Here is a 20,916-nt window from a genome sequence, read left to right on the forward strand (position 1 = left end):
ATACCCTGTACCTTAAAATTCCACAGGCTCTGATGACCTCCGTTTCTGACTGCTTCGAGTTCCTGCGAAGCCATGCTCGCTGTGCCTTAATTCCCTTCATTACCGCCGGAGATCCGGATTTGGAGACTACGGCGGCAGCGTTGCAAGTGCTCGATCGCAGTGGGGCTGATTTAATTGAATTGGGTGTCCCGTATTCCGATCCGCTTGCCGATGGTCCGGTGATTCAAGCTGCCGCGACCCGAGCTTTACAGCGAGGTACCAAGTTGGATGCGGTCTTGGAGATGGTACGCCAGGTGTCACCGGAGCTACGGGCACCAATTATTTTATTTACCTACTACAACCCGATTCTGAACCGGGGCATTGAGCCGTTTTTGCAACAGATTGCAGCGGCGGGAGTCAAGGGGTTAGTGGTTCCTGATCTGCCATTGGAAGAGGCGGAAAGTTTGTTACAACCGGCGGTGGCACACGGGATTGAAGTCACCCTACTCGTGGCTCCGACCAGTCCTAAAGAGCGAATTATGGCGATCGCTGCCAAATCGCAGGGGTTTATTTATCTCGTCAGTACCACGGGGGTGACGGGAATGCGGACGCAATTGGAAGCCAGGGTGAAAGATTTACTGATTGAACTCCGTACTGTCACGGATAAACCGATCGGTGTGGGGTTTGGCATTTCCCAACCGGAGCATGCCCGTCAGGTGATGGAATGGGGTGCCGATGCAGCGATCGTTGGCAGTGCGGTGGTCAAGCGGTTGGCAGAGCCTCCAGCCGCTAAGGGCTTGCAAGAGATAGAAGCGTTCTGTCGCAGTGTGAAAGCCGCGATCGCCCCAACCTAGTCCCAACCGGGAATTTGCTCCTGAGGGTTGCTGAAATGCGGGATCGCTATATAATCTTTTCTTGAAGAATTGATTCGACTTCCTTGAGTAAACGCATTGGGGTAGTTCGCTGTTTGTAAAGTTATGTAGGTGTTTGCCAAGTATCTATCTTTTTCTGTAAAATCACGGAGTTGATCCCCGGATCAATTACAGGTTGACTTGCTGCTGTCACCGTAGATGGGATGGGTCAAGTCGTTAAATCATCAGGTGCTTATTCTTCTCACCTCACACACTCGCGCTCCTCACATTCAAGGTTTGTTTGACAACATTGCAGTTTAGAAATAGCCCTGAATTTTTGAATGAAACCTCCAACGAAACGGTTGGGGTTCAAGCCGCTACGCTATCTACCGCTGGTTTTCCTTGCAGGGTGGCTGAACTACCAGGGTTGGTCTGCATTCGCCCAGCAGGCCACCATTATTCCCAATACCGCGAGTGCTAGTTATCGGGCAGAACCTGGTGCTCCCCGGATCACCGCTACATCGAATACCGTCACGGTTCCGATCGTCTCAGAACGTCTAGAGATCGTCAAAACCGCCGATCGCGGGGCGGCAGAACCGGGCGACACCATTGTCTACCGTCTGCAAATCCGGAATACCGGCGGCAGTCCAGTCAGTAACTTAGTGGTGGATGACAATCTGCCCCTGGGATTCAGCTATACCTCGGGGTCGCTACGGGGCTCGGTTGCTTCAGCCGATAGTGGGTCTACGACGGTTGACCTGCCAGCTCCGAGGGTCGATGGTCGTGAGATTGCCTTTTCCTACGCTGGGCCCTTAGCGCCGCAACAAACCCTGACGATCGCCTATGCCGTCTTAGTCAGTCCGGAAGCCATTCGAGGCAATGGACGCAACCGGGCGGTGGCGATCGCGGTGAATCCGGCAGGAGGAGAGGTTAGCAGTCCGGAAGCTACTTACCTGGTGCGTGTGCGTCCCGGTATCCTGTCCGATTGCGGCACGGTTCTGGGACGGGTCTTTGTGGATAAAAACTTTGATGGCGAACAGCAACCCGGTGAGCCAGGAGTACCTAATGCCGTAATCTTCATGGATGACGGCAACCGGATTACCACCGATGCGGATGGGTTGTTCTCGCTGCCCTATGCGGTTTCTGGTTTGCGAACTGGAACGCTGGATTTAACCAGTCTGCCGGGATATACCCTGGCACCTAACCTTTATCGGATTGAAGGGAATAGTGCTTCGCGCTTGGTGCGTCTGGCTCCGGGCGGCATGGTGCGGATGAATTTTGCGGTCACGCCAACCTTTGGAGTGGAGGGCAAGCGGTAGTATGCGAATGACTTCTACGATCGCTAGCTTAGGGTTGCTGACGACGGTGCTGGGGGCGATTGGGCTAGTAGCGATACCCGTTCGTGCCAGCGATCGTTCAACCCCATCGTCCGTAGCGGCAACGGCAGCATTACAGTTTCAACCTACTTCTCATCCTAAATCCCTGGATGTTCGGGCATTAGCCGCCGCAATTGGGAGTCCAGTGGCACAGCTTCCGGCAGATCCGACTGGCTCACCTTCAGGGATACCTGTTGATCTAGCCGCTTCAGAAGTGCGGATTCTCAGTCCCCAGGCATCGGTTATGGGGGAACGGGCGACGAATCTAGTCGTGCAATACCCGGCGACGACCAAAGTGACGGTAACGGTGAATGGTCAGCCGATTAATGCGGCTACGCCGACCCAGGTCGATCGCACCGATACCACTGCCACTCAGGTCTGGTATCAAATCCCCCTTCAGGAGGGAGAGAATACCTTAACGGTGCAGCCTGAAGGCGGAACGCCCGTCAGTGTCACAGTGACAGTCAAAGAAACCACCGCCACGATCGAGTTTTTGCCACCGGAGGAACCCCTGCGGATTCCGGCAGATGGGCGATCGGTAATGACGGTGACTGGGCAGATTCTAGATGATGCCGGACAGCGGATTGCTCAAGAGGTCGTTGTTACCCTGACCGCCAGTGCTGGCAAGTTTGTGGGGGCAGATTACGATCGCGATCGCCCTGGCTTTCAAGTTCTGGCGCGGAATGGGCAATTTGCGGCTCAACTTCAGTCCAGTCTGGAACCACAGATGGTACGGATTCGGGCGGCGATCGATCGATCGGATCTGCTGAAACGACCGCCAAACCAGCCGGATCAACTGTATCGCGTTCCTGTGACGCAACTCAGTCAGCCCAGTGTTGATACGCCCAACTTACCCAAGCCTCCCCTGGCGCAAGTGCAGCGTCCGGCGACTCTGGATGCCCCCCTGGAAACCTATACCCAGGCAGAGTTTATTACGAATCTGCGTCCGTTCATCGTATCGGGAACGATTAATCTGCGGGTGGGGGCGGCAGGTCTGGATTATTACGGCAGCTACCGGGATTTTCTCAGTCCTGAGTATTTTGACGATGGCACGCGTGCCGATGTTGGAATTGCGGTCTTTGCCTCGGGACGAATTGGGGAATGGTTGTTTACTGGGGCGTTTAATAACCAGCGACCGTTAAACCAGCAGTGTGACGGGACGACCCGGCTATTTCGCGATCCGCAGTTTTGTGATCAGGTCTATCCCACCTTTGGCGATAGTTCCACCGTGGATTACATGACCCCCTCGATCGACAGTGTGTTTGCCAAACTGGAACGCACCTCCCCGGTCGTGGGCGCTGGCACCGACTTTTTGATGTGGGGGGATTACACCACCTCCGAGTTTGCTCGGGCATCGCAGTATTTCACGGCAACCAATCGGCAACTGCATGGTTTGAAGCTGAACTACAACCTGGGCAATCTCCAGATCACAGGGATATACGCCAATAACGTTGAGGGGTTCCAGCGAGACACGATCGCGCCTAACGGCACCAGTGGCTATTACTTTTTGTCCCGCCGCTTGCTAATTGGTGGCAGTGAAAATGTCTACATCGAAACCCAGGAATTAGGTCGTCCGGGGACGGTAATTGAGCGGAAACCGTTAAGTCGGACGCTGGATTACGAAATTGATTACGATCGCGGGGCGCTGTTGTTCCGCCGACCGATTCTGCAAACGGATTTCGATATCTTCGGGCGGACACTGGTACGGCAGATTGTTGTCACCTATCAGTACGATAGTGCTGGCAGTAACGACATCTATGCGGGACGGCTCCAGTACCATTTCTCCCGAGAATTAGGTCGGGAAAGTTGGCTGGGGGCGACCTATTTCCGGGAAGACCAGGGCGATCGCGACTTTGAGCTATATGGCGCTGACTTGATGCTGCCCCTGGGCAAAAGTGGGCAACTGACGGCTGAATTTGCTCGCTCCCTCAATACTTCTGTGTTTCTGGGAGATATTGACGGCAATGCCTATCGGGTTGAGGCGTTTGGTAAGGTAGTGCCGGGAGTCTTTGCCCGCGCCTACTATCGCTCGGTGGAGGAAGGCTTTTCCAACAATGCCACCTTCAGCTTTACGCCGGGACAAACTCGGTATGGAGCGGACTTAGCCGCTAAGGTGTCGCCGACCACGCAACTTCAGTTCCAGATCGATCGTGAGGTCAACTTTGGCATTGCCCCCGCCGGACGGGGAATTTCAGCGATCGCCAGTGTGGGCATTGGAGATTTATTTAATCCCAGTCGCGACCCGATTCCCGGCAACCGGGTTGATAACAGTCTGACGACAATTCGTGCCGGATTGACCCAAAAAATTGGCGCGGTTGAGTTGGGACTGGATTGGGTGAATCGCACCCGGGACGATCGCATCTTTCCCGATCGGCTGAGTGGGGAGAGTAATCAACTCGTCTCCCGTTTGAACTGGCCGCTGACCAAGACCCTGACTTTTCGGGCACAGGATGAACGGAACTTAAGCAGTAGCGATCCGATCTATCCCAGCCGCACGACCTTTGCGTTGGATTGGGCGGCAATGCCCGGTCTAACCATGCGCTTGGCACAACAGTTTATTGATGGTAACGAAAACTTCCGCAGTAATTCGATTACCAGCTTAGACATGTTGGTGGATCAGAAGGTGTCTGACGATATGACCGTGACCGGACGCTACTCGCTGTTGAATAGTCTCGGTGGCTTGACCAGCCAGGGCGCGATCGGGGTGAACCATCGCCTCCTGATTGCACCTGGGTTGCGACTCAGTCTGGCATACGAGCGGATTTTCGGTGACATCTTTGTCTATACGGCGGCGGGTCAGGAGTTTATTACCCCCGTGGCGGTTGGTCAGAGTTCCTCGGTCATCGGGGTTACGGAGGGCGACAGCTATAGCGTCGGGTTGGAATATTTCGACAATCCCAACTTCAAAGCCAGCGGTCGGTTTGAGTACCGGGATACAGAGGCGGGGGACAGCATGGTGATCTCAGCCGCCGCCGCCGGAAAGTTATCTCCTGCCCTGACGGTGCTGGCGCGGTACCAGCAGGCAAATTTTGCCAACCAATTGCTGGAAGATACGGGATTGGCGGATACGGTCAACGTCAAAGTCGGGTTAGCTTACCGGAATCCGACGGATGACAAATTTAATGCCCTGCTCAGTTATGAGTTTCGGCAAAATCCGGCAACAACTCCCGACTCGATTCTGGTGGGCAGTGGCACTGGTTCGACGGCGCATCTGGTGTCCCTGGAAGCGATTTATGCCCCGAACTATCGATGGGAATTTGCAGGTAAGTATGCTTTGCGCCAGTCTAAATCCTTTGTCGCGAAGGATCTGGTCGGGACGAATGCGATTAATCTGGCACAGTTCCGCGCCACCTATCGCTTAGGGTATCGCTGGGATATTGCCGGAGAAGTGCGCTGGATTGGGCAATCGGTCACAGATTTTAGCGAAGTTGGTTTACTGGCAGAAGTGGGCTACTACCTCACGCCTAACCTACGGATGGCTGTCGGCTACAACTTTGGCGGGATTAACGATCGCGACTTTGGCGATCGCCACAAAGATGGGCTGTACTTTGGCTTATCCGTCAAGTTGAACAATACGCTGGGTGGGTTGCGGAAGGAAAATATTGCGCCCCCGCAACAGCAGGAATCCGTGATTCAGCCTGTGGCAAATCAAGCTCCGGCTCCGGCGACACCCACCTCGCAGTCAGCCCCCAGTTTCCAGGTCAATCCCACCTCTGAAGCTCAACCTGTCCTCAAAATTCCACCTGTTGACACCGTGAAACCCGTATCACAAACCCAACTCCTGCCCGGGGGAGGAGCATCCTTATTGCGAGGGCAGGAGCAATGAAATCACAGTTTGACTCTATGACAACATTGTCAGTGGTGGCTCCCGTCCTCTCCCGGTTACCCGCCCTGCTGGCTGGGACATCGATGGGATGGTTAGGCATCAGCCCCGCGATCGCCAATCCCGCCAAACAGCCTCCGGTGGTGCCGCCCTATCGGGTGACGGTGAATAGTGGCTTAGATGCGGCAGTCCAAGCCGATGATGCTCTGACGCTGCGGGAAGCGATTTTGATTGTCAATGGTAGCCTCCCGTTAGACCAGCTTTCTGAGGCGGAACGAGCGCAGGTTAATTCCTTAGCGGGAGAGGTTTCGTCCCAGATTGAATTTAATCTCCCGGCTGACCAAACCACGATCGCCCTCGAATCCGAGTTACCACCGTTGGAGCGTCCCGGTACGGTGTTGGATGGTTCTACCCAACCGGGGTATCAGGCGGAGCGATCGGCGATTAATGAACTGACGATTCCCGTCCCGATCGTGGCAATTACTCCCGCCAGTGGCAGACAGATCTTTCGCGGTCTCACCGTGTCGGTGGAAGGAGTGGTGATTCGCGGCTTAAGTCTGTATGGCTTTACAGCGACTGGGGATTTGACGGTGACGACACCGCCTGCCGATATTTTTATTGCCCATCGCTTGCCCCCACCGGACATTAGCCAGCAACCGACTCCCGCCAACTTCGCGCCGTTCTATCCCGACGATCGGCCGGCAACCACCGTGACGCTGGAAAATAACTGGCTTGGCATCTCACCCAGTCGTACTCCGGCAGCACCGTTGACCGCCACTGATTTATATACCCAACCTCCGGTGCGATCGGCGTTTGGTGTTTATGTATTCAATGGCAAGAATGTTGACATTCGGCGGAATTGGATTGCTCACCATGATGGCAGCGCCATTATCACCTCGGTGAATGCTGCCCAATTGCGGGTGAGTGAGAATGTGCTGACCAGTAATGGGTTAGCGGGAATGCCGGATGCGATTCGCTTAGAAGGTCAGATTGACCAATCCCAAATCACGGGCAATCTGGTCTGTGGCAATGATGGCAGTGGGGTGTATCTGTTTAAACCGCAGGGCGCGGTGCAGATTACCAATAACCAAATTGCCTTTAATGGGCGACGGTTGCGACGAGCCGCGATCTACTTAATGGGCAATGATCATCAGGTAACGGACAACCAGATTGTGCAGCAGGCGGGCCCCGGTGTGGTGGTTGCTGCCTATCCCCAGAGTCGGCGGAACCAAATTCTATCCAATCGCTTTACGGCTTTGGAAGGACTCAGCATTGACCTGGTGACGCAACAGGGAACGCAGGGAACGGGGGTAATTGATTTTCAACGGGGGGATGGGGCGAATCCGTCTCGGAATACGAACAATCGGCGGATCTATACGGGCAATGCCGCGATCGATGCACCCCAATTTATTAGTCGGGAGTTCTTTGCGCTCAGTCAAACCACCACCGCTTCGGAATCACCCCTGCTGCAAGCGTCAACTCAAGCTCAAGCGGTACAGGTGTTTGGGCAGGCGGATCCGGGATCTCAGATTCAGTTGTATCGAGTTACTGGGGCAGAGGCGGATCAGGCATTAACGGAACCGATCGCGACCACGGAAGCTGATGCCACTGGGAAGTTTGAGGCAACCCTGAGTAATCTGCGGATTGGCGATCGCATTAGTGCCATCGCGACCTTACCCAACACCGGCACTTCGGAACCCGCTAGCCCTGCGCTGATTCGGGCAGCCGCCGACACCTTGCCAGATACCCCAGCGGCGCAACCGTCTTCTTCCCAGCCCGTTTGTGTCACGCCATTTCAACAACCCCCGCCCCCGCAAGTCGAGCCACCCCCCGAAACGCCGATTCGGCTGACGGTGCCGAACAAAATTCACTTTGCGCTCGACCAGGCAACCATTATTCCGGCAACGGCGCGAGTTCTTGATCGCATTGCTGAGGTCTTACAGGCAAATCCCACGATTCTGGTGGACATTGAAGGGCATACCGATCCGCGTGCCAGTGACGCTTACAACCTGGAACTGGGACTGCGACGGGCGAGAGCCGCTCGGGATTATTTGTTGCGCCGGGGTATTGCCAACGAACGGATGACGATTCGTTCCTTGGGTGAACGACGACCGTTAACTCCCGGACGCGATCGGGTGGATTATGCCCGTGATCGACGGGTGGAATTTTTGTTTAGGGATATTCGCGAGATTGACGTGGTGGTTCAGGAGGAGGACCTCCAGATTGAAGGAGGAAATAGATAGTGGTGGCATCAGTGGTTCGCAAATCTACCGCGTTCAAAACCGTTTCTAGCCTGGTTATTTCTGGTTTAGCGCTATGGTGGGGCACACCCGCCGCCCAGGCAGAAGGGAGTCGCAACCTCTACCCCGCAACGGCAACGGGCAACCGCGCCAATATTGAATGGCGGGCACCCACCGTGCAATATGCTAACTTCGTGACCCGCCGTACTCTGTTACGGGTGTATGCCAATGCCGGAGAAGTGATTCTGACTGGCTCCAGTGCGGTGGGGGTGAACCTGGGCGATATTTTGATTTATGACCCTGGGTTAGTGACACCAGATCCTACGGCTGGCCCAAACTTTGACCTGTTAACTCCGGCGATCGGTCAGGAAGTCATTCCCCCGGTAGCATCATTCTCCTGTAATGACCAACGCACCGCTCTGGGTAATGCCGCCCTGGGGCAAATTACCACTCGCGCTCAGGAATTAGCCGGTCCCGATACGATTCCGGGGGGAAATGTGCCGGGTGGGTATGCTCCCTGTTCTTATGTCGCTCCTACCACAGGCATCTATACCGTGGTGATTACGGGACCCTCTGGACTCAACTCAACCGGAGATACAGCTCCTAGTGGCAGTATTCCGATTGTGCAAACGGGGGCGGGTCAGGATTCCACGGTAGCCGCCTGGGATGTGACGGTACGGGCAGATGCTACCTCCACGCTAGATATTAATGGGCGGCTGTTTAGTTATTACCTGGCACTGTTTACCGGAGCCAATGGTCGTCTGGTTAACTCCACCGTCTTTGCCATGACCAGTGATGGTTACCTGTACGAGACGGGGCTGAATGGTATTGACCCCAATGGGTTTGTGATTTACGGCAATAATTCTGGGTTTACCGTGAATGACAATGGGGAACCGGTAGCGCTGGAACGAGACGTGGTGACGACGACCGACCAGTTGCTCGATCGTCCGGGTGAAATTAATTTTCGTCCACCTGCCTTTCCGATTTTCTTTTCGCAGCCCGATCCGACCGTAATTGCTGCCTTAAGAATTCCACCCATAGCAGTTGCCCCAGCCATTGCCCCGAACAGTTTGACCTTTACGGGGACAGCCGGTGCCAATAATAGCTTCTTTAACACGGGTGGCACGTTTACCTATCAGGCGAATCTAGAGCATAGTTTTCAATTAGTGATTAGCCGGGATGGCGTGGATTTTGATCCAACCAATCCTCAAAATCGGGTGCTGCGAGGTCGCCGGAATGCTGGAACCGCCACGGTTAACTGGGATGGCTTAGATAACAGTGGCACACCATTTCCGGTGGGCACAGACTATCAGGTGCGGCTTGTGTTGCGAACCGGGGAATACCACTTCCCTCTGCTGGATGTGGAAAATGCCCCCAATGGGTCGCCCATATTACGCCTGTTGAACGCACCAGGGAATGTTTGTCCTCCCTTTGCCGCTCCCTGTACCTCTGCCTTCTATGACGATCGCGGTTATATTTTGCCAGAGTCTGGGACATTAGTAGGGCCGGGGGTAAATCAACCCTTAGCCGCCAACGCGCCCAATCCCCCAAATAGTAGTTTAGAACTTGGGTTTAATACGGCAGCGAGTCCGAACGATCGGGTGTTTGCTGCGTTTGGTAACACAAAGGCCTTAGATCTATGGACTTACTATCCTAGTGCGCCGGAACAGATCCTGTTGAATATCATCTCTTCGGACACGATCGACCTCAGTTTAAGAAAAACCGTCGATACACCCGCCGCCAGTTTAGGTCAAAATGTCACCTTTACCGTGACCCTGGCGAATGCGGGCCCCGCGACAGCCACAGGAGTACAGGTTACCGATCGCCTCCCAACTGGACTGACCTTTGTGTCCGCCACTCCCAGCCAGGGAACCTACGACAACACAACGGGTCTGTGGGATGTGGGATCGGTTCCCGCCAACGGCACAGCGACGCTCCAGATTACTGCCAGACTGGACACCACGGCTCCGGTAACCAATACGGCGCAGGTGACGGGTGCCGATCAAGTCGATCGCGATTCCACGCCTGGAAATGACGATCCGAATGAAGATGACCAGGCTTCAGCGGCTATAGGATTGCCTAACTTCCGGATTGTCAAACGGATTACTGCCGTAACTCGGGAGGGGCAAACTCAGACCTTCTCTAGTTTTGTCGATGATCCGACCGATACCAATGACAATGCGGCAGGGTGGTCACAGTTGTCTCCGGTGGGTCTGCTCAGTGTCAGTCCGGCGGAACCGCTCCGGAGTGGCAACGAAGTCGAATACACGGTCTATTTCCTGTCGGATGGGGGCAAACCCGCGATCGATGTGAATATCTGCGATCCCATTCCTGTGCTGACCCAACTGGTTGGCGGCAGTCCACGGGTGCAGCTCGGTAGCAGTGGTGAATTAGTGCCTGGAGGAACGGTATTTTCGCCCTTAGCGCCGCTGCCCAGTGGCAACTCTTGCCCCGATCAAAACAATCCCAATGGTGCGGTGATCTTCGATTTGGGAACGGTGACGAATACGCCAACCACCAATGTGGGGTTTGTTCGCTTCCGCGTTCGCATCAACTAAATTTTTCATCCAGGGTGTTGACTGCAAATGTGTGACCAAGGGAGAACCATCTCCTGATTGAAGGAGGCGCAAACTAATGCTGTCATGCCGTTGGTTGACTTATGCTTGTCGAGGACTGGCTGGAATGGCGACGGTCATTCTTTCCACCGTTGGCGCGATCGCGCCTGGGCAGGCAGAGGGCAGCCGTAGTCTGTTTCCCAATCCCACGGGCTTTCGTGCCAATTTGGAATGGCGAACCGGGCAGTATAACCTATTGACTCGACGGACTCTGTTGCGGGTGTATGCGCGTCAGGGCGAAGTGATTTTGCTCGGCTCCAGTGCTATGGGGGTGAATAACGGGGACATTCTGGTATTTGATCCGGGAGTGGTGCCCTTTACCCCGGTCGGGCAGGAGGTGGTTAACCCCGCTGCCGCTGCCTTCCAATGCTCGACGCAAAATGCGCTCAATCCGGCGCAAGGGGTAATCAGCAATCGAACGCAAGAACTGGCAGGTCCCGATACTGTTCCGGCTGGGGGGGTAGCAAATGGCTATACACCCTGTGTCTATCAAGCTCCAACAACGGGATTCTATACCGTGGCAATTTTGGGACCCGCCGGAGCCAACACGGATAATGACACTCCGCCCACCGGGAGCCTGGATCCGATTCAAACGGGGGTAGGACAGGATGCCACCGTCGCCGCGTGGGATGTCACTGTCCGAACCAACTTAGTGTCTCCTGCCAACCTGCCGGGACGCTTATTGACCTACTATTTGTCACTGTTCACAGGAGCTAATGGTAGACCGATCGACTCGACGGTCTATATCCTGACCAGCGATGGCTTTCTCTATGAAACGGGCTTACGTGGCATTGATCCGAATGGCTTTGTCGTCTATGGCAACCGGGTCGGTTTTTTGGATGCCGATGGTCGCACCCCCCTGAATCGGGATGTGGTAGCCAGCGATAATTTGCTGAATACGGTTCAGGGAGGAGTGATCATTGCGCCGCCGGAATATCCCTTGTTCTTCAGTCCGCCCGATCCAGAGGTGGTGGCAGCTTTAGGAATTCCACTGACGACGACGATTCCGGCGATCGCGCCAGGAAGTTACAGCTTTACGGGAACGGCAGGGAGTAACAATAGTCTGGTGGCAACGGGCGGCAATTTTGCTTATAGCGCCAACGTCCCCCATGTTTATGAATTAATCATCAGTCAAGATGGCAGCGATTTTGACCCGACCAATCCCCAAAACCGGGTGTTGCGAGGAATAGGAGCGGCAGGGACGCAAACCGTGACCTGGGATGGTTTAGATAATAGTGGTACGCCATTTCCGATCGGAACCAACTATCCGGCTCGGTTGGTGATTCGAGCCGGGGAATATCATTTCCCCTTATTGGATGTCGAGAATAGTTTATTTGGCAGTCCGACCTATCGGTTACTCAATCCGCCGGGAGGAATTTGCCCACCTGGCTTTGCGGCTCCCTGTACCTCCGCGTTTTATGACGATCGCGGCTATCGTACCAGCAATGGCTCGATCGTTGGCACCGTCAATCAACCCTTACCCGGTGGGGCTCCCACCCCGCCCAATAGCAATCTGATTACTGGATTTGATACCACCAGTGGAGCGCGGGCGTTTTCCGGCTTTGGTGATCAAAAGGGGTTGGATTTGTGGACGTACTATCCCAGTGAGGCGGTGCTGACTCCATTGAATATTGTGGCGAGTGCAGCGGCAGATTTGCGGTTAGCTAAAACCGTCGATCGCCCGAATGCCCGAGTCGGTGAGACGGTGACTTTCACGATTACCCTGACTAATGATGGGCCAGCCACCGCCACGAATGTCGTCGTCAGGGAACGCTTGGCTGAGGGGTTAACCTTTGTTGCTGCCACCGCCAGCCAGGGAACTTATGATCCGAATACGGGAGCGTGGACAGTAGCCAGTATCCCGAATGGTAGCAATGCGACTCTGCAAGTCACGGCAATTCTCACCCAACCGGCGGTGACGAATGTAGCAGAGGTGATTGCTTCTGATCAGCCCGATCCGAATTCCACACCCAATAACAATCAGCCTGATGAAAATGATCAGGCACAGGTGGTGCTGGGGGCACCCAGTTTGCGCTTAGTCAAACGGATTACCGCGATCGTGCGACGCGGCGATCGCACTCCGTTTAACACGGTGATTGATGACCCGAATGATCCGAACGATACTGTACCCGGTTGGGCGACCTTACCACCCGTGGGTACTCCTCGGATTGATCCGACAACGCCCTTACGCAGTGGGGATGAAGTGGAATACACGATCTACTTCCTGGCGGATGGGGGTGTGCCAGTGACGGAGGTTAGCCTTTGCGACCAAATTCCGCCCGGCGCTAGGTTTGTGCCTGCCAGTAGTCGGGTGGCGATCGGTACTGATAGTCCCATTCCTGATGGTGCTGTGTTTAGCCCGTTAGCTCCCTTACCCAGCGAGAATGGTTGTAGGAACCAAACAAATCCCAATGGTTCTGTGATTTTTAACCTGGGCACCATCTCGAATCTTGCCCCTAATAATGTTGGGTTTGTCCGCTTTCGCGTCAGGATTAATTAGGCATGGCTGAAGCTGAAGATCACTTGAGATCGTTGGCTTCCGCTTCTGTTGATTGTTTCCTGTTGATCGAACCGTATGGGCAAGTACCGTTACCTCCTGTTCTACAAGCCGTATAACGTCCTCTGCCAATTTACGGATGATAGTCCGCCAGCGCAGTCACCTCGGCAAACTTTAAAGGACTATATCGCGGTTCCCAATGTCTATCCGGTCGGTCGATTGGATCAAGATAGTGAAGGCTTAATGCTGTTAACGAATCATGGTGCTTTACAGCATCGCTTAATTGATCCTAAATTTCAGCATCCTCGTACCTATTGGGTGCAAGTGGAACGGATGCCTGATGACCTGGCATTACAACACCTACGACAGGGAGTGGTGATCCAGGGCTATCGCACCCGTCCTGCTCAGGTGACACTATTGTCTGAAGATCCCCCCTTGCCTCCGCGTGACCCACCGATCCGCTATCGCAAACAGGTACCCACCGCCTGGTTAGAAATCACCCTGACGGAGGGACGTAATCGCCAGGTGCGACGAATGACGGCGGCGGTAGGATTTCCCACCCTGCGGTTAGTCCGGGTGCGGATTGCCAATCTAGCGATCGCGGGGTTATCGCCCGGACAATGGCGGGATTTAACCTCTGCCGAGGTGCAAGCCTTACGTCGTTTGTGTGGCTGGTGAGCGATCGCGGTTTGCCTCAGATCACCGTCGATCGAGGTCAGGCGTTTGCGATAGAGTCAATGGAGGATTTATTGCTGCGAGTCGTATGCCGGATTTTGCCTCTGACCCGACCAGTGGGTTGCCCGATCGCCTGATTAAACATGCGGTGCGCTATGACCATCACCGAGCGGTCGATCGCGCTTTGTTAACGCCGATGATGCGGCATTATGTGGAACTGAAGGATCAGTATCCGCAGGCGTTATTGCTGTATCGGGTGGGTGATTTTTTTGAAACCTTTTTTCAGGATGCGGTTACGGTTGCCCGTGAGTTGGAATTGGTGCTGACGGCAAAGGATGCTGGCAAGGAAATCGGTCGGGTGCCCTTAGCCGGAATTCCGCACCATGCCCTCGATCGCTACTGTGCCCTGTTAGTGGAAAAAGGCTATGCGGTTGCGGTCTGTGATCAGACCGAGGATGCGGCAGATGCCCAGGGGCGGTTGGTGCAACGGGAAGTGACTCGGGTAATTACTCCGGGCACTGTGTTGGAAGAGGGCATGTTGAATGCGCGGCGCAATAACTTCCTGGCAGCCGTGGTGATTGCTGGTAATCATTGGGGGTTAGCCTATGCCGACGTGTCTACGGGAGAATTTTTGACGACGCAAGCACAGGATCTGGAGCAATTAACCCAGGAGGTAATGCGGCTGCAACCCGCCGAAGTGCTGCTGCCAACCAATGCTCCCGATCTGGTCAGTCTCTTGCGACCGGGGGAAAAATCCGATCATCTGCCAGAGTGCTTGCCGTCTCAGTTTTGTTACACCCTGCGACCGCAAACCCCCTTTGTCTTAGCCGAAGCCCGGTATCGCTTGCTGCAACGGTTTCGGGTGCGATCGCTGGAAGGCATGGGCTGTGAACATTTGCCCTTAGCGGTACGGGCAGCCGGGGGCTTACTGGAATATTTGGAAACGACCTCCGAACGAGGCATTGAGGGGCAACGAGAGGCTGGCAATCCGGCTGGTAAACCGGGCAAAGGGTTAGTGACCCCCCACCATGCTTCTTTGCAACCAGTGCCGTTGCAACCCTTGTGTACCTATTTGTTAACGGAGTTTTTGACGATCGATCATCAGACTCGACGCAATTTAGAAATTACCCAAACGGCGCGAGATGGCACATTTCATGGCTCCTTACTGTGGGCACTGGATCGCACAATCACGGCGATGGGCAGTCGGGCATTACGGCGGTGGTTACTGCAACCGTTACTGGAAATTGCCACTATTCGCGATCGCCAGGAGACGATTCGGGAGTTAGTCGGACATAGTGCGTTGCGGCAGGCGATCCAACGTATCCTCAAGCAAATCTATGATCTGGAGCGGTTGGCGGGTCGGGCAGGTTCGGGGACGGCAAATGCTCGGGATCTGGTGGCGTTGGCGGACTCCTTTGAGAAGTTACCCGAGTTGGCCGCGATCGTCAGTAGTACCAAAGCTCGCTATTTGCAGGATCTCCAGCATGTGCCATCCGAGTTAACTGCCTTAGGTCACATGCTGCGATCGCACCTGGTAGACTCGCCACCGTTATATCTCACCGAAGGCAACTTAATTCGGACTGGAGTTAATCCCCAGCTAGATGACCTGCGCCACCAGGTAGAAGCGGATCAGGAATGGATCAAAAATCTGGAAGCAACCGAGCGGGAACGCACTGGCATTTCCACCCTCAAAGTTGGCTATAACAAAACCTTTGGCTACTACATCGGGATTTCTCGCACCAAAGCCAATCAAGTGCCGCCGGAGTACGAGCGTAAGCAAACCCTGACAGGTGAGGAACGCTATATCACGGTAGCGTTGAAGGAGCGAGAAAGCCGGATTTTTCTGGCGAAAGATGACTTAAATCGGCTGGAATACGAAATTTTCACCCACGTGCGATCGCAGGTCGGTGAACAGGTCGAGGTGATTCGCCAGGTCGCACGATCGGTAGCCGCCGTAGATGTTTTGTGTGGGTTGGCAGAGGTCGCTACTTTACAGGGCTATTGTTGTCCCGAAATCACTCATACGCGGGAATTGACGATTCTAGAGGGGCGACATCCGGTGGTCGAGCAATCGTTACCGGCTGGATTCTTTGTGCCCAATTCGACCACATTAGGGGATGCCGAACCCCAACCTGCCCCGGATTTGATTATCCTGACGGGTCCCAATGCCAGTGGCAAAAGCTGTTACTTACGCCAGGTTGGCTTAATTCAACTGCTGGCACAGGTTGGTAGCTTTGTGCCTGCCCAGCAAGCTCGCTTAGGCATCTGCGATCGCATTTTTACCCGCGTTGGCGCGGTCGATGACTTGGCGACTGGACAATCCACATTCATGGTGGAAATGAATGAAACGGCGAATATTCTCAACCATGCCACCCCGCGATCGCTGGTGCTGCTGGATGAGATTGGGCGAGGAACGGCGACCTTCGATGGGTTATCGATCGCCTGGGCAGTAGCGGAACATTTGGCGATCGATATCGCTGCCCGCACCATTTTTGCTACCCACTACCATGAGCTGAATGAGTTGGCTTCCCTGTTGCCCAATGTTGCCAATTATCAGGTGACGGTGAAAGAGTTACCCGACCAAATTGTGTTTCTGCATAAAGTGCAACCGGGGGGAGCCGATCGCTCCTATGGCATCGAAGCCGGACGGTTAGCGGGCTTACCAACTTCGGTAATTCAACGGGCGCGGCAGGTGATGACCCAAATTGAGCAGCACAGCAAAATTGCCGTTGGTCTACGCAAAAGTCGGCAGTCTAACCGTTCAGTGCAGGAGAACAATGGCAAAGGGTATCCCACTGTCACCAGTCCCCCGATCGAGCAGTTGGACATCTTTGGGGAGTAAAGGTTAGGTCATTTCCAAAAGAATTTATCCCCACGAATTGTAGGGGTTTGGCATTCGGTCAACAGTCTTTCCAATTGGGCAGCAAGGATCTGCCGAATGCTAAACCCGTACAGGGATAATATTTTTCTCAGAAATCTCCTTATGGAGTGGCTTGCATGGGTAATTCCAGCGTAAAGCAGGTCTGACCATTGGCACTGGTTGCCCATACCTGACCGCCCAAACAGGACACCAGCTTTTTGACCAGGGCTAATCCTAATCCTGTGCCACCGTATTTATGGGGGTCACTATTGGGGACACGATAGAACTTATCGAAGATGTGATCGAGTAGGTTCTCCGGAATCTCAATGCCAGAATTGCTGATCGTAATTTGCAGGTGTTCTGCGCGATCGCTCCCTAGGTGGACTGTCGGGGTTCGGGAATGGGGTTGACTGCGCCCCGTTGCCGCCGGGATAGGGGACTTACCGCGCTGTGGGGATGGGGATTGGTTGGCATCTGGCGGGACTAACACCTGAGCCGAAACGGTGATGCAACCCCCGGTTGGCGTGTATTTACAGGCATTCGTCAGCAGTTCGACTAAGACCCGCTCTAAGCTTTGGGCGTTAGATAGAAGGCAGGGCAAATCAGGTGGAATCTTCACCTGAAGCTGTTGTCTTTGCTCCTGAATCCGTTCCTGGAAGGATTGGGTAATGCGAACCAAATAGGGCGAACATTGAATCGGCTGGACAGATAGAGGTTGGGTACCGGCTTCTAGCCGTTGCAAGTCCAGTAGATCGGTAATCAGGTTAATTTCACGATTACACTCGTCCTGCAAAATCTTCAGGTAATGGGCAATTTTGGAAGAGTCGCGCAGGGGGCTAGGTTCGGTATTCAGTAAGCCTTCGCGACTTAAGGCGATCGTCAACATTTGAGTCGCCATTTTGATATTCGAGATCGGTGTTCTCAGTTCGTGAGAAATCGTACTGAGAAAATCGTCTTTCAGTTGATTTAAGTGTTCTAATGATTCCACCTGGGTTTGGGCGGCATGATATAACCGAGCCTGTCGGATGGCAATGCCGCATTGGCTAGCCACCTGTTGGACTAAATGCACTTCTAGCTCGTCATAGCATTCTTGTCCCTGCCGGAACAACCATAGATCCCCCATCACGCCCTGCTGATCCAGAATCGGACATGCCAGAATTGCCTGATGCGATCGCTGGGAGTTCGGTGATTGATGGAGTAAACAGAATTGCAGCGATCGACCACTTAAGAGGACATGGTAAACATCCGCGAACTCTGTCAGGTGCAGCAGTTGACCACTAATAATGTGGGTGTCATTGGTGTATTCATAATGTACGGTAACGGTTGTTTGTTCAGGATTGTACAGCCCTGTATCACAACTATTCACGCCCAATACGGTCGCCAGTTCTGCCACAGCGGTTTGGAGAATCTGGTGTTCGTCGAGGGAGTTCCTCACCTGATCTGTAATCCGTTTGAGGGTGGCTTCACAGGTTAATGCCTGCCGCAGGTGTGCCGTCTGCTGTTGCACCTGCCGCCCTAAGTTGGCATTCAGATGGTGTAACCGTTCATACAGTTGCACCTGTTGAATCGCGATCATTAACTGCTCCGCCACAGCCAGAATCAGCTCCAGTTCAGAGTCACAGGCTGGTGAGGCGGGATCAGTTCGCAAACTGAGGCTACCCCAAAGCGATCGCTGGAGGTAGAGAGGCACCATGTAGCGGGTAACTGGGGCAACTGGAGTCAACTCTAGCGGGTGCTGTTCTGGGGTGATGATCTCATCGGTCTGAATCTGAATCAGTTTCAGGTGTTGCAGTTTCTCTGCCAGGGAGCCGGTGCGATCTGAAATTTCGATGCCGTAATGGGACGGTTGAGTGGTGTCCGGGTGGTAATCCGCGATCACCTGCCAACGTTGGTGTTCCAGATGGTATTGCCATAGTTCTACCCCGTCCAGGTTGAGGAGCCGTGACAGTTCCGTAGCGGCGATCGTAAACACAGGTTCTAACTCAACGGCATACCGAATTTGCTGGGCGATCGTATTCAAGATGCGCTCCCGTTCAGCGTGACAGATCGGTGATACAGCAGTCCGGGGATGGGCGGGTTGATGGGCGACAATACACAACACCTGTTGATTTTGCAGGGTGAGTAAACAGGTATGGACAGCCAACTTTACAAGGGAGCCATCCCGACACCGATAAAGTTGTTCGCCTACCTCTGCGATCGCGGGAGATGGGATAGGCTGGCTGGTTGCAGCCTGCGTTGCGATATCTGGAGCGAGCAAATCATCCCAGGTGAGTTGCAACAGTTCACTCTCGGAGTACCCCAACCACTGTTGTAAAACAGGATTGCAGGCGATCACCTGCCGATCTGCGATATTGATCAGGAGTAATCCATCTGACATCTGACTAATCATCATCCAACCTAAGACTCCACCCTGACAGAGGGCTTGTTCCAGCCATCCGAGAGTCTGACATAACGGGGATTGGGGCTCACTGGCACAAAAACTGGTGTGATCAGCCCAGCCGAGTTCAGTCAAGGGGCGAGTGTCCACTAGCGAGCGGGGGGCAGGTTGGATGACGCTGGCGCGGGTAGGTAAATTGACCGAAATTCCCAGGTGATTTAAGTCCATGGGGAGGGCTGGTTCAGAGCTTGGCTAATAGAATCGGCAGGCAATCACGGTTGACGCTGAGAATTGCAGGAACTTTAAACACCAGCCGATCAGGGGATTAGACAAGCCGTGGCTTACCTAATCTCAGAGTAATTCGGCAATCCCTCGGTTTTCCTCGCATTATTTCACAGCCTTCAGCCGGAAGAATCGTGAAATTTACTGACACTTTTCGTGAACTTTTGCTGCCAGAAATCGCTTAATACAGCGTTTTGCTAACAATTAAAAAGGTTTGTCAATAATTTCTTGTTGAGATAATAACCTGTTATTCCTCAATTTGATAGCCTAATTCCGCTAATTGGCTGCGGGACTGTCGCCATTTAGGCTGCACTTTGACAAACAGTTCTAAATACACCTTGCCCGCGATTAATTTCTGAATTTGCTGCCGGGCGGCTGTGCCGATCGCCTTCAACATACTGCCACCTTTGCCAATCAGAATCCCTTTCTGGGAGGGGCGTTCGACATGGATAGTTGCCAACACCCGCGTAATTGTTGCTTCCTCATCAACGCGATCGATGACGATCGCCGTCGAGTGGGGCACTTCTTCGCGGGTCAGGAGTAAAATCTGTTCCCGGATTAACTCCCCCATGATGAATCGTTCCGGTTGGTCAGTCACCAGATCCGGCGGGTAGTAATAGGGGCCTGGTTCCAGGTGGTGTACCAGACACTCTTGTAAGGCGGGCAGTCCCGTTTCTGTGAGGGCGGAGAAGGGGGTCATGCTCCACTGGCGGGAGTCGGCTAGCTGCTGATATCCCTGCTCGATTGTGTCGTTGTCCGGCGCTCTCAAGTCAATTTTGTTTAACCCCAAAATTACAGGTACAGTCACATGGTCAAGTAATTCAGCAATATAGCGATCGCCCTTGCCAATCTCGACCGAGCCATCCACGACAAACAGCAGCACATCCACGGATTGGATGGCAATCTGAGCATTTTTTACCAGCACCTCTCCTAGCTGATGGTGGGGCTTATGAATGCCGGGGGTATCCACAAAAATAATTTGGGCGCTAGGAGTCGTCAAAATCCCCCGCAGTCGATTGCGTGTCGTTTGGGCAACGGGAGAGGTGATGGCAATTTTCTGCCCAATTAACTGATTCATAAGTGTGGATTTGCCGACATTTGGGCGACCAATAATCCCGACAAAACCCGATCGAAATCCTTCAGGGGGCTTGGGGATCATGCCGCCACTACTCTCAAATCCTAGTTCATCCTGCCGATCGCTCAAATCCTTCAACCCTGCTTAAGCTTCTTTGGTACCGTAAACCGATAAAGTCAGATTTTAGTTCGGTAGTTTGGGCAATGTCATCTCCTGAAGGGGTAAAGATTGGCGGCTAGCATCGGCTAATTCCCCGATTTTCACAA

At 53.9% G+C, this 20,916-nt stretch carries 10 protein-coding genes; 8 read left to right on the forward strand and 2 right to left on the reverse strand.

Features of this window, described 5'->3' with window-relative positions:
* Positions 1-32 precede the first annotated feature (32 nt).
* The 8 genes from trpA (at position 33) to mutS (ending at position 16,898) form a co-directional block, all read left to right on the forward strand.
* Entirely contained in the window at positions 33-833 is an 801-nt protein-coding gene (trpA, locus tag ACN4EK_RS11795; RefSeq protein WP_431658079.1) for a tryptophan synthase subunit alpha, read from the forward strand.
* A gap of 338 nt (positions 834-1,171) precedes the next feature.
* Positions 1,172-2,149 (forward strand): hypothetical protein, encoded by a 978-nt coding sequence (locus tag ACN4EK_RS11800; protein ID WP_431658080.1) that lies wholly within the window; start codon positions 1,172-1,174, stop codon positions 2,147-2,149.
* A 1-nt stretch (position 2,150) separates the two neighbouring features.
* Complete coding sequence (locus ACN4EK_RS11805) at positions 2,151-6,032, forward strand: hypothetical protein (RefSeq protein WP_431658081.1); 3,882 nt, start codon at positions 2,151-2,153, stop codon at positions 6,030-6,032.
* A gap of 17 nt (positions 6,033-6,049) precedes the next feature.
* A complete protein-coding gene (locus tag ACN4EK_RS11810; RefSeq protein ID WP_431658082.1) occupies positions 6,050-8,272 on the forward strand; it encodes an OmpA family protein in 2,223 nt (740 codons plus the stop codon).
* Positions 8,273-8,274: 2 nt separating this feature from the next.
* Positions 8,275-10,827 carry a DUF11 domain-containing protein gene (locus ACN4EK_RS11815; RefSeq protein WP_431658083.1) on the forward strand — a complete coding sequence of 851 codons (2,553 nt, stop codon included), beginning with the start codon at positions 8,275-8,277 and terminating at the stop codon, positions 10,825-10,827.
* 76 nt (positions 10,828-10,903) lie between these two features.
* On the forward strand, positions 10,904-13,384 hold the full coding sequence (locus tag ACN4EK_RS11820) for a hypothetical protein (RefSeq protein ID WP_431658084.1): 2,481 nt from the start codon (positions 10,904-10,906) through the stop codon (positions 13,382-13,384).
* A 75-nt stretch (positions 13,385-13,459) separates the two neighbouring features.
* The gene (locus tag ACN4EK_RS11825) at positions 13,460-14,059 is read left to right on the forward strand and encodes a pseudouridine synthase (protein ID WP_431658085.1); all 600 of its coding nucleotides are present in this window, start codon (positions 13,460-13,462) and stop codon (positions 14,057-14,059) included.
* An 85-nt stretch (positions 14,060-14,144) separates the two neighbouring features.
* Positions 14,145-16,898, forward strand: a complete 2,754-nt coding sequence (mutS, locus tag ACN4EK_RS11830; RefSeq protein WP_431658086.1) for a DNA mismatch repair protein MutS — start codon at positions 14,145-14,147, stop codon at positions 16,896-16,898.
* Between the two features lie 139 nt (positions 16,899-17,037).
* On the opposite strand, the gene ACN4EK_RS11835 is transcribed toward mutS, so the two are convergent.
* Together ACN4EK_RS11835 and era are read right to left on the reverse strand one after the other, a co-directional pair.
* Positions 17,038-19,521 carry a sensor histidine kinase gene (locus tag ACN4EK_RS11835; RefSeq protein ID WP_431658087.1) on the reverse strand — a complete coding sequence of 828 codons (2,484 nt, stop codon included), beginning with the start codon at positions 19,519-19,521 and terminating at the stop codon, positions 17,038-17,040.
* 301 nt (positions 19,522-19,822) lie between these two features.
* Positions 19,823-20,734, reverse strand: a complete 912-nt coding sequence (gene era, locus ACN4EK_RS11840; RefSeq protein ID WP_431658104.1) for a GTPase Era — start codon at positions 20,732-20,734, stop codon at positions 19,823-19,825.
* Positions 20,735-20,916 lie beyond the last annotated feature (182 nt).

It is taken from the genome of Pantanalinema rosaneae CENA516 (assembly GCF_050753385.1).
Taxonomy (GTDB): domain Bacteria; phylum Cyanobacteriota; class Cyanobacteriia; order Leptolyngbyales; family Leptolyngbyaceae; genus Pantanalinema; species Pantanalinema rosaneae.

What these genes read in the sequence shown, in the direction of transcription:
- ACN4EK_RS11825 (WP_431658085.1), top strand. Translation starts at nt 13,460, where the DNA reads ATGGGCAAGTACCGTTACCTCCTGTTCTACAAGCCGTATAACGTCCTC.
- ACN4EK_RS11800 (WP_431658080.1), top strand. Translation starts at nt 1,172, where the DNA reads ATGAAACCTCCAACGAAACGGTTGGGGTTCAAGCCGCTACGCTATCTA.
- ACN4EK_RS11820 (WP_431658084.1), top strand. Translation starts at nt 10,904, where the DNA reads ATGCTGTCATGCCGTTGGTTGACTTATGCTTGTCGAGGACTGGCTGGA.
- trpA (WP_431658079.1), top strand. Translation starts at nt 33, where the DNA reads ATGACCTCCGTTTCTGACTGCTTCGAGTTCCTGCGAAGCCATGCTCGC.
- era (WP_431658104.1), bottom strand. Translation starts at nt 20,734, where the DNA reads ATGATCCCCAAGCCCCCTGAAGGATTTCGATCGGGTTTTGTCGGGATT.
- ACN4EK_RS11810 (WP_431658082.1), top strand. Translation starts at nt 6,050, where the DNA reads ATGACAACATTGTCAGTGGTGGCTCCCGTCCTCTCCCGGTTACCCGCC.
- ACN4EK_RS11835 (WP_431658087.1), bottom strand. Translation starts at nt 19,521, where the DNA reads ATGGACTTAAATCACCTGGGAATTTCGGTCAATTTACCTACCCGCGCC.
- mutS (WP_431658086.1), top strand. Translation starts at nt 14,145, where the DNA reads ATGCCGGATTTTGCCTCTGACCCGACCAGTGGGTTGCCCGATCGCCTG.
- ACN4EK_RS11805 (WP_431658081.1), top strand. Translation starts at nt 2,151, where the DNA reads ATGCGAATGACTTCTACGATCGCTAGCTTAGGGTTGCTGACGACGGTG.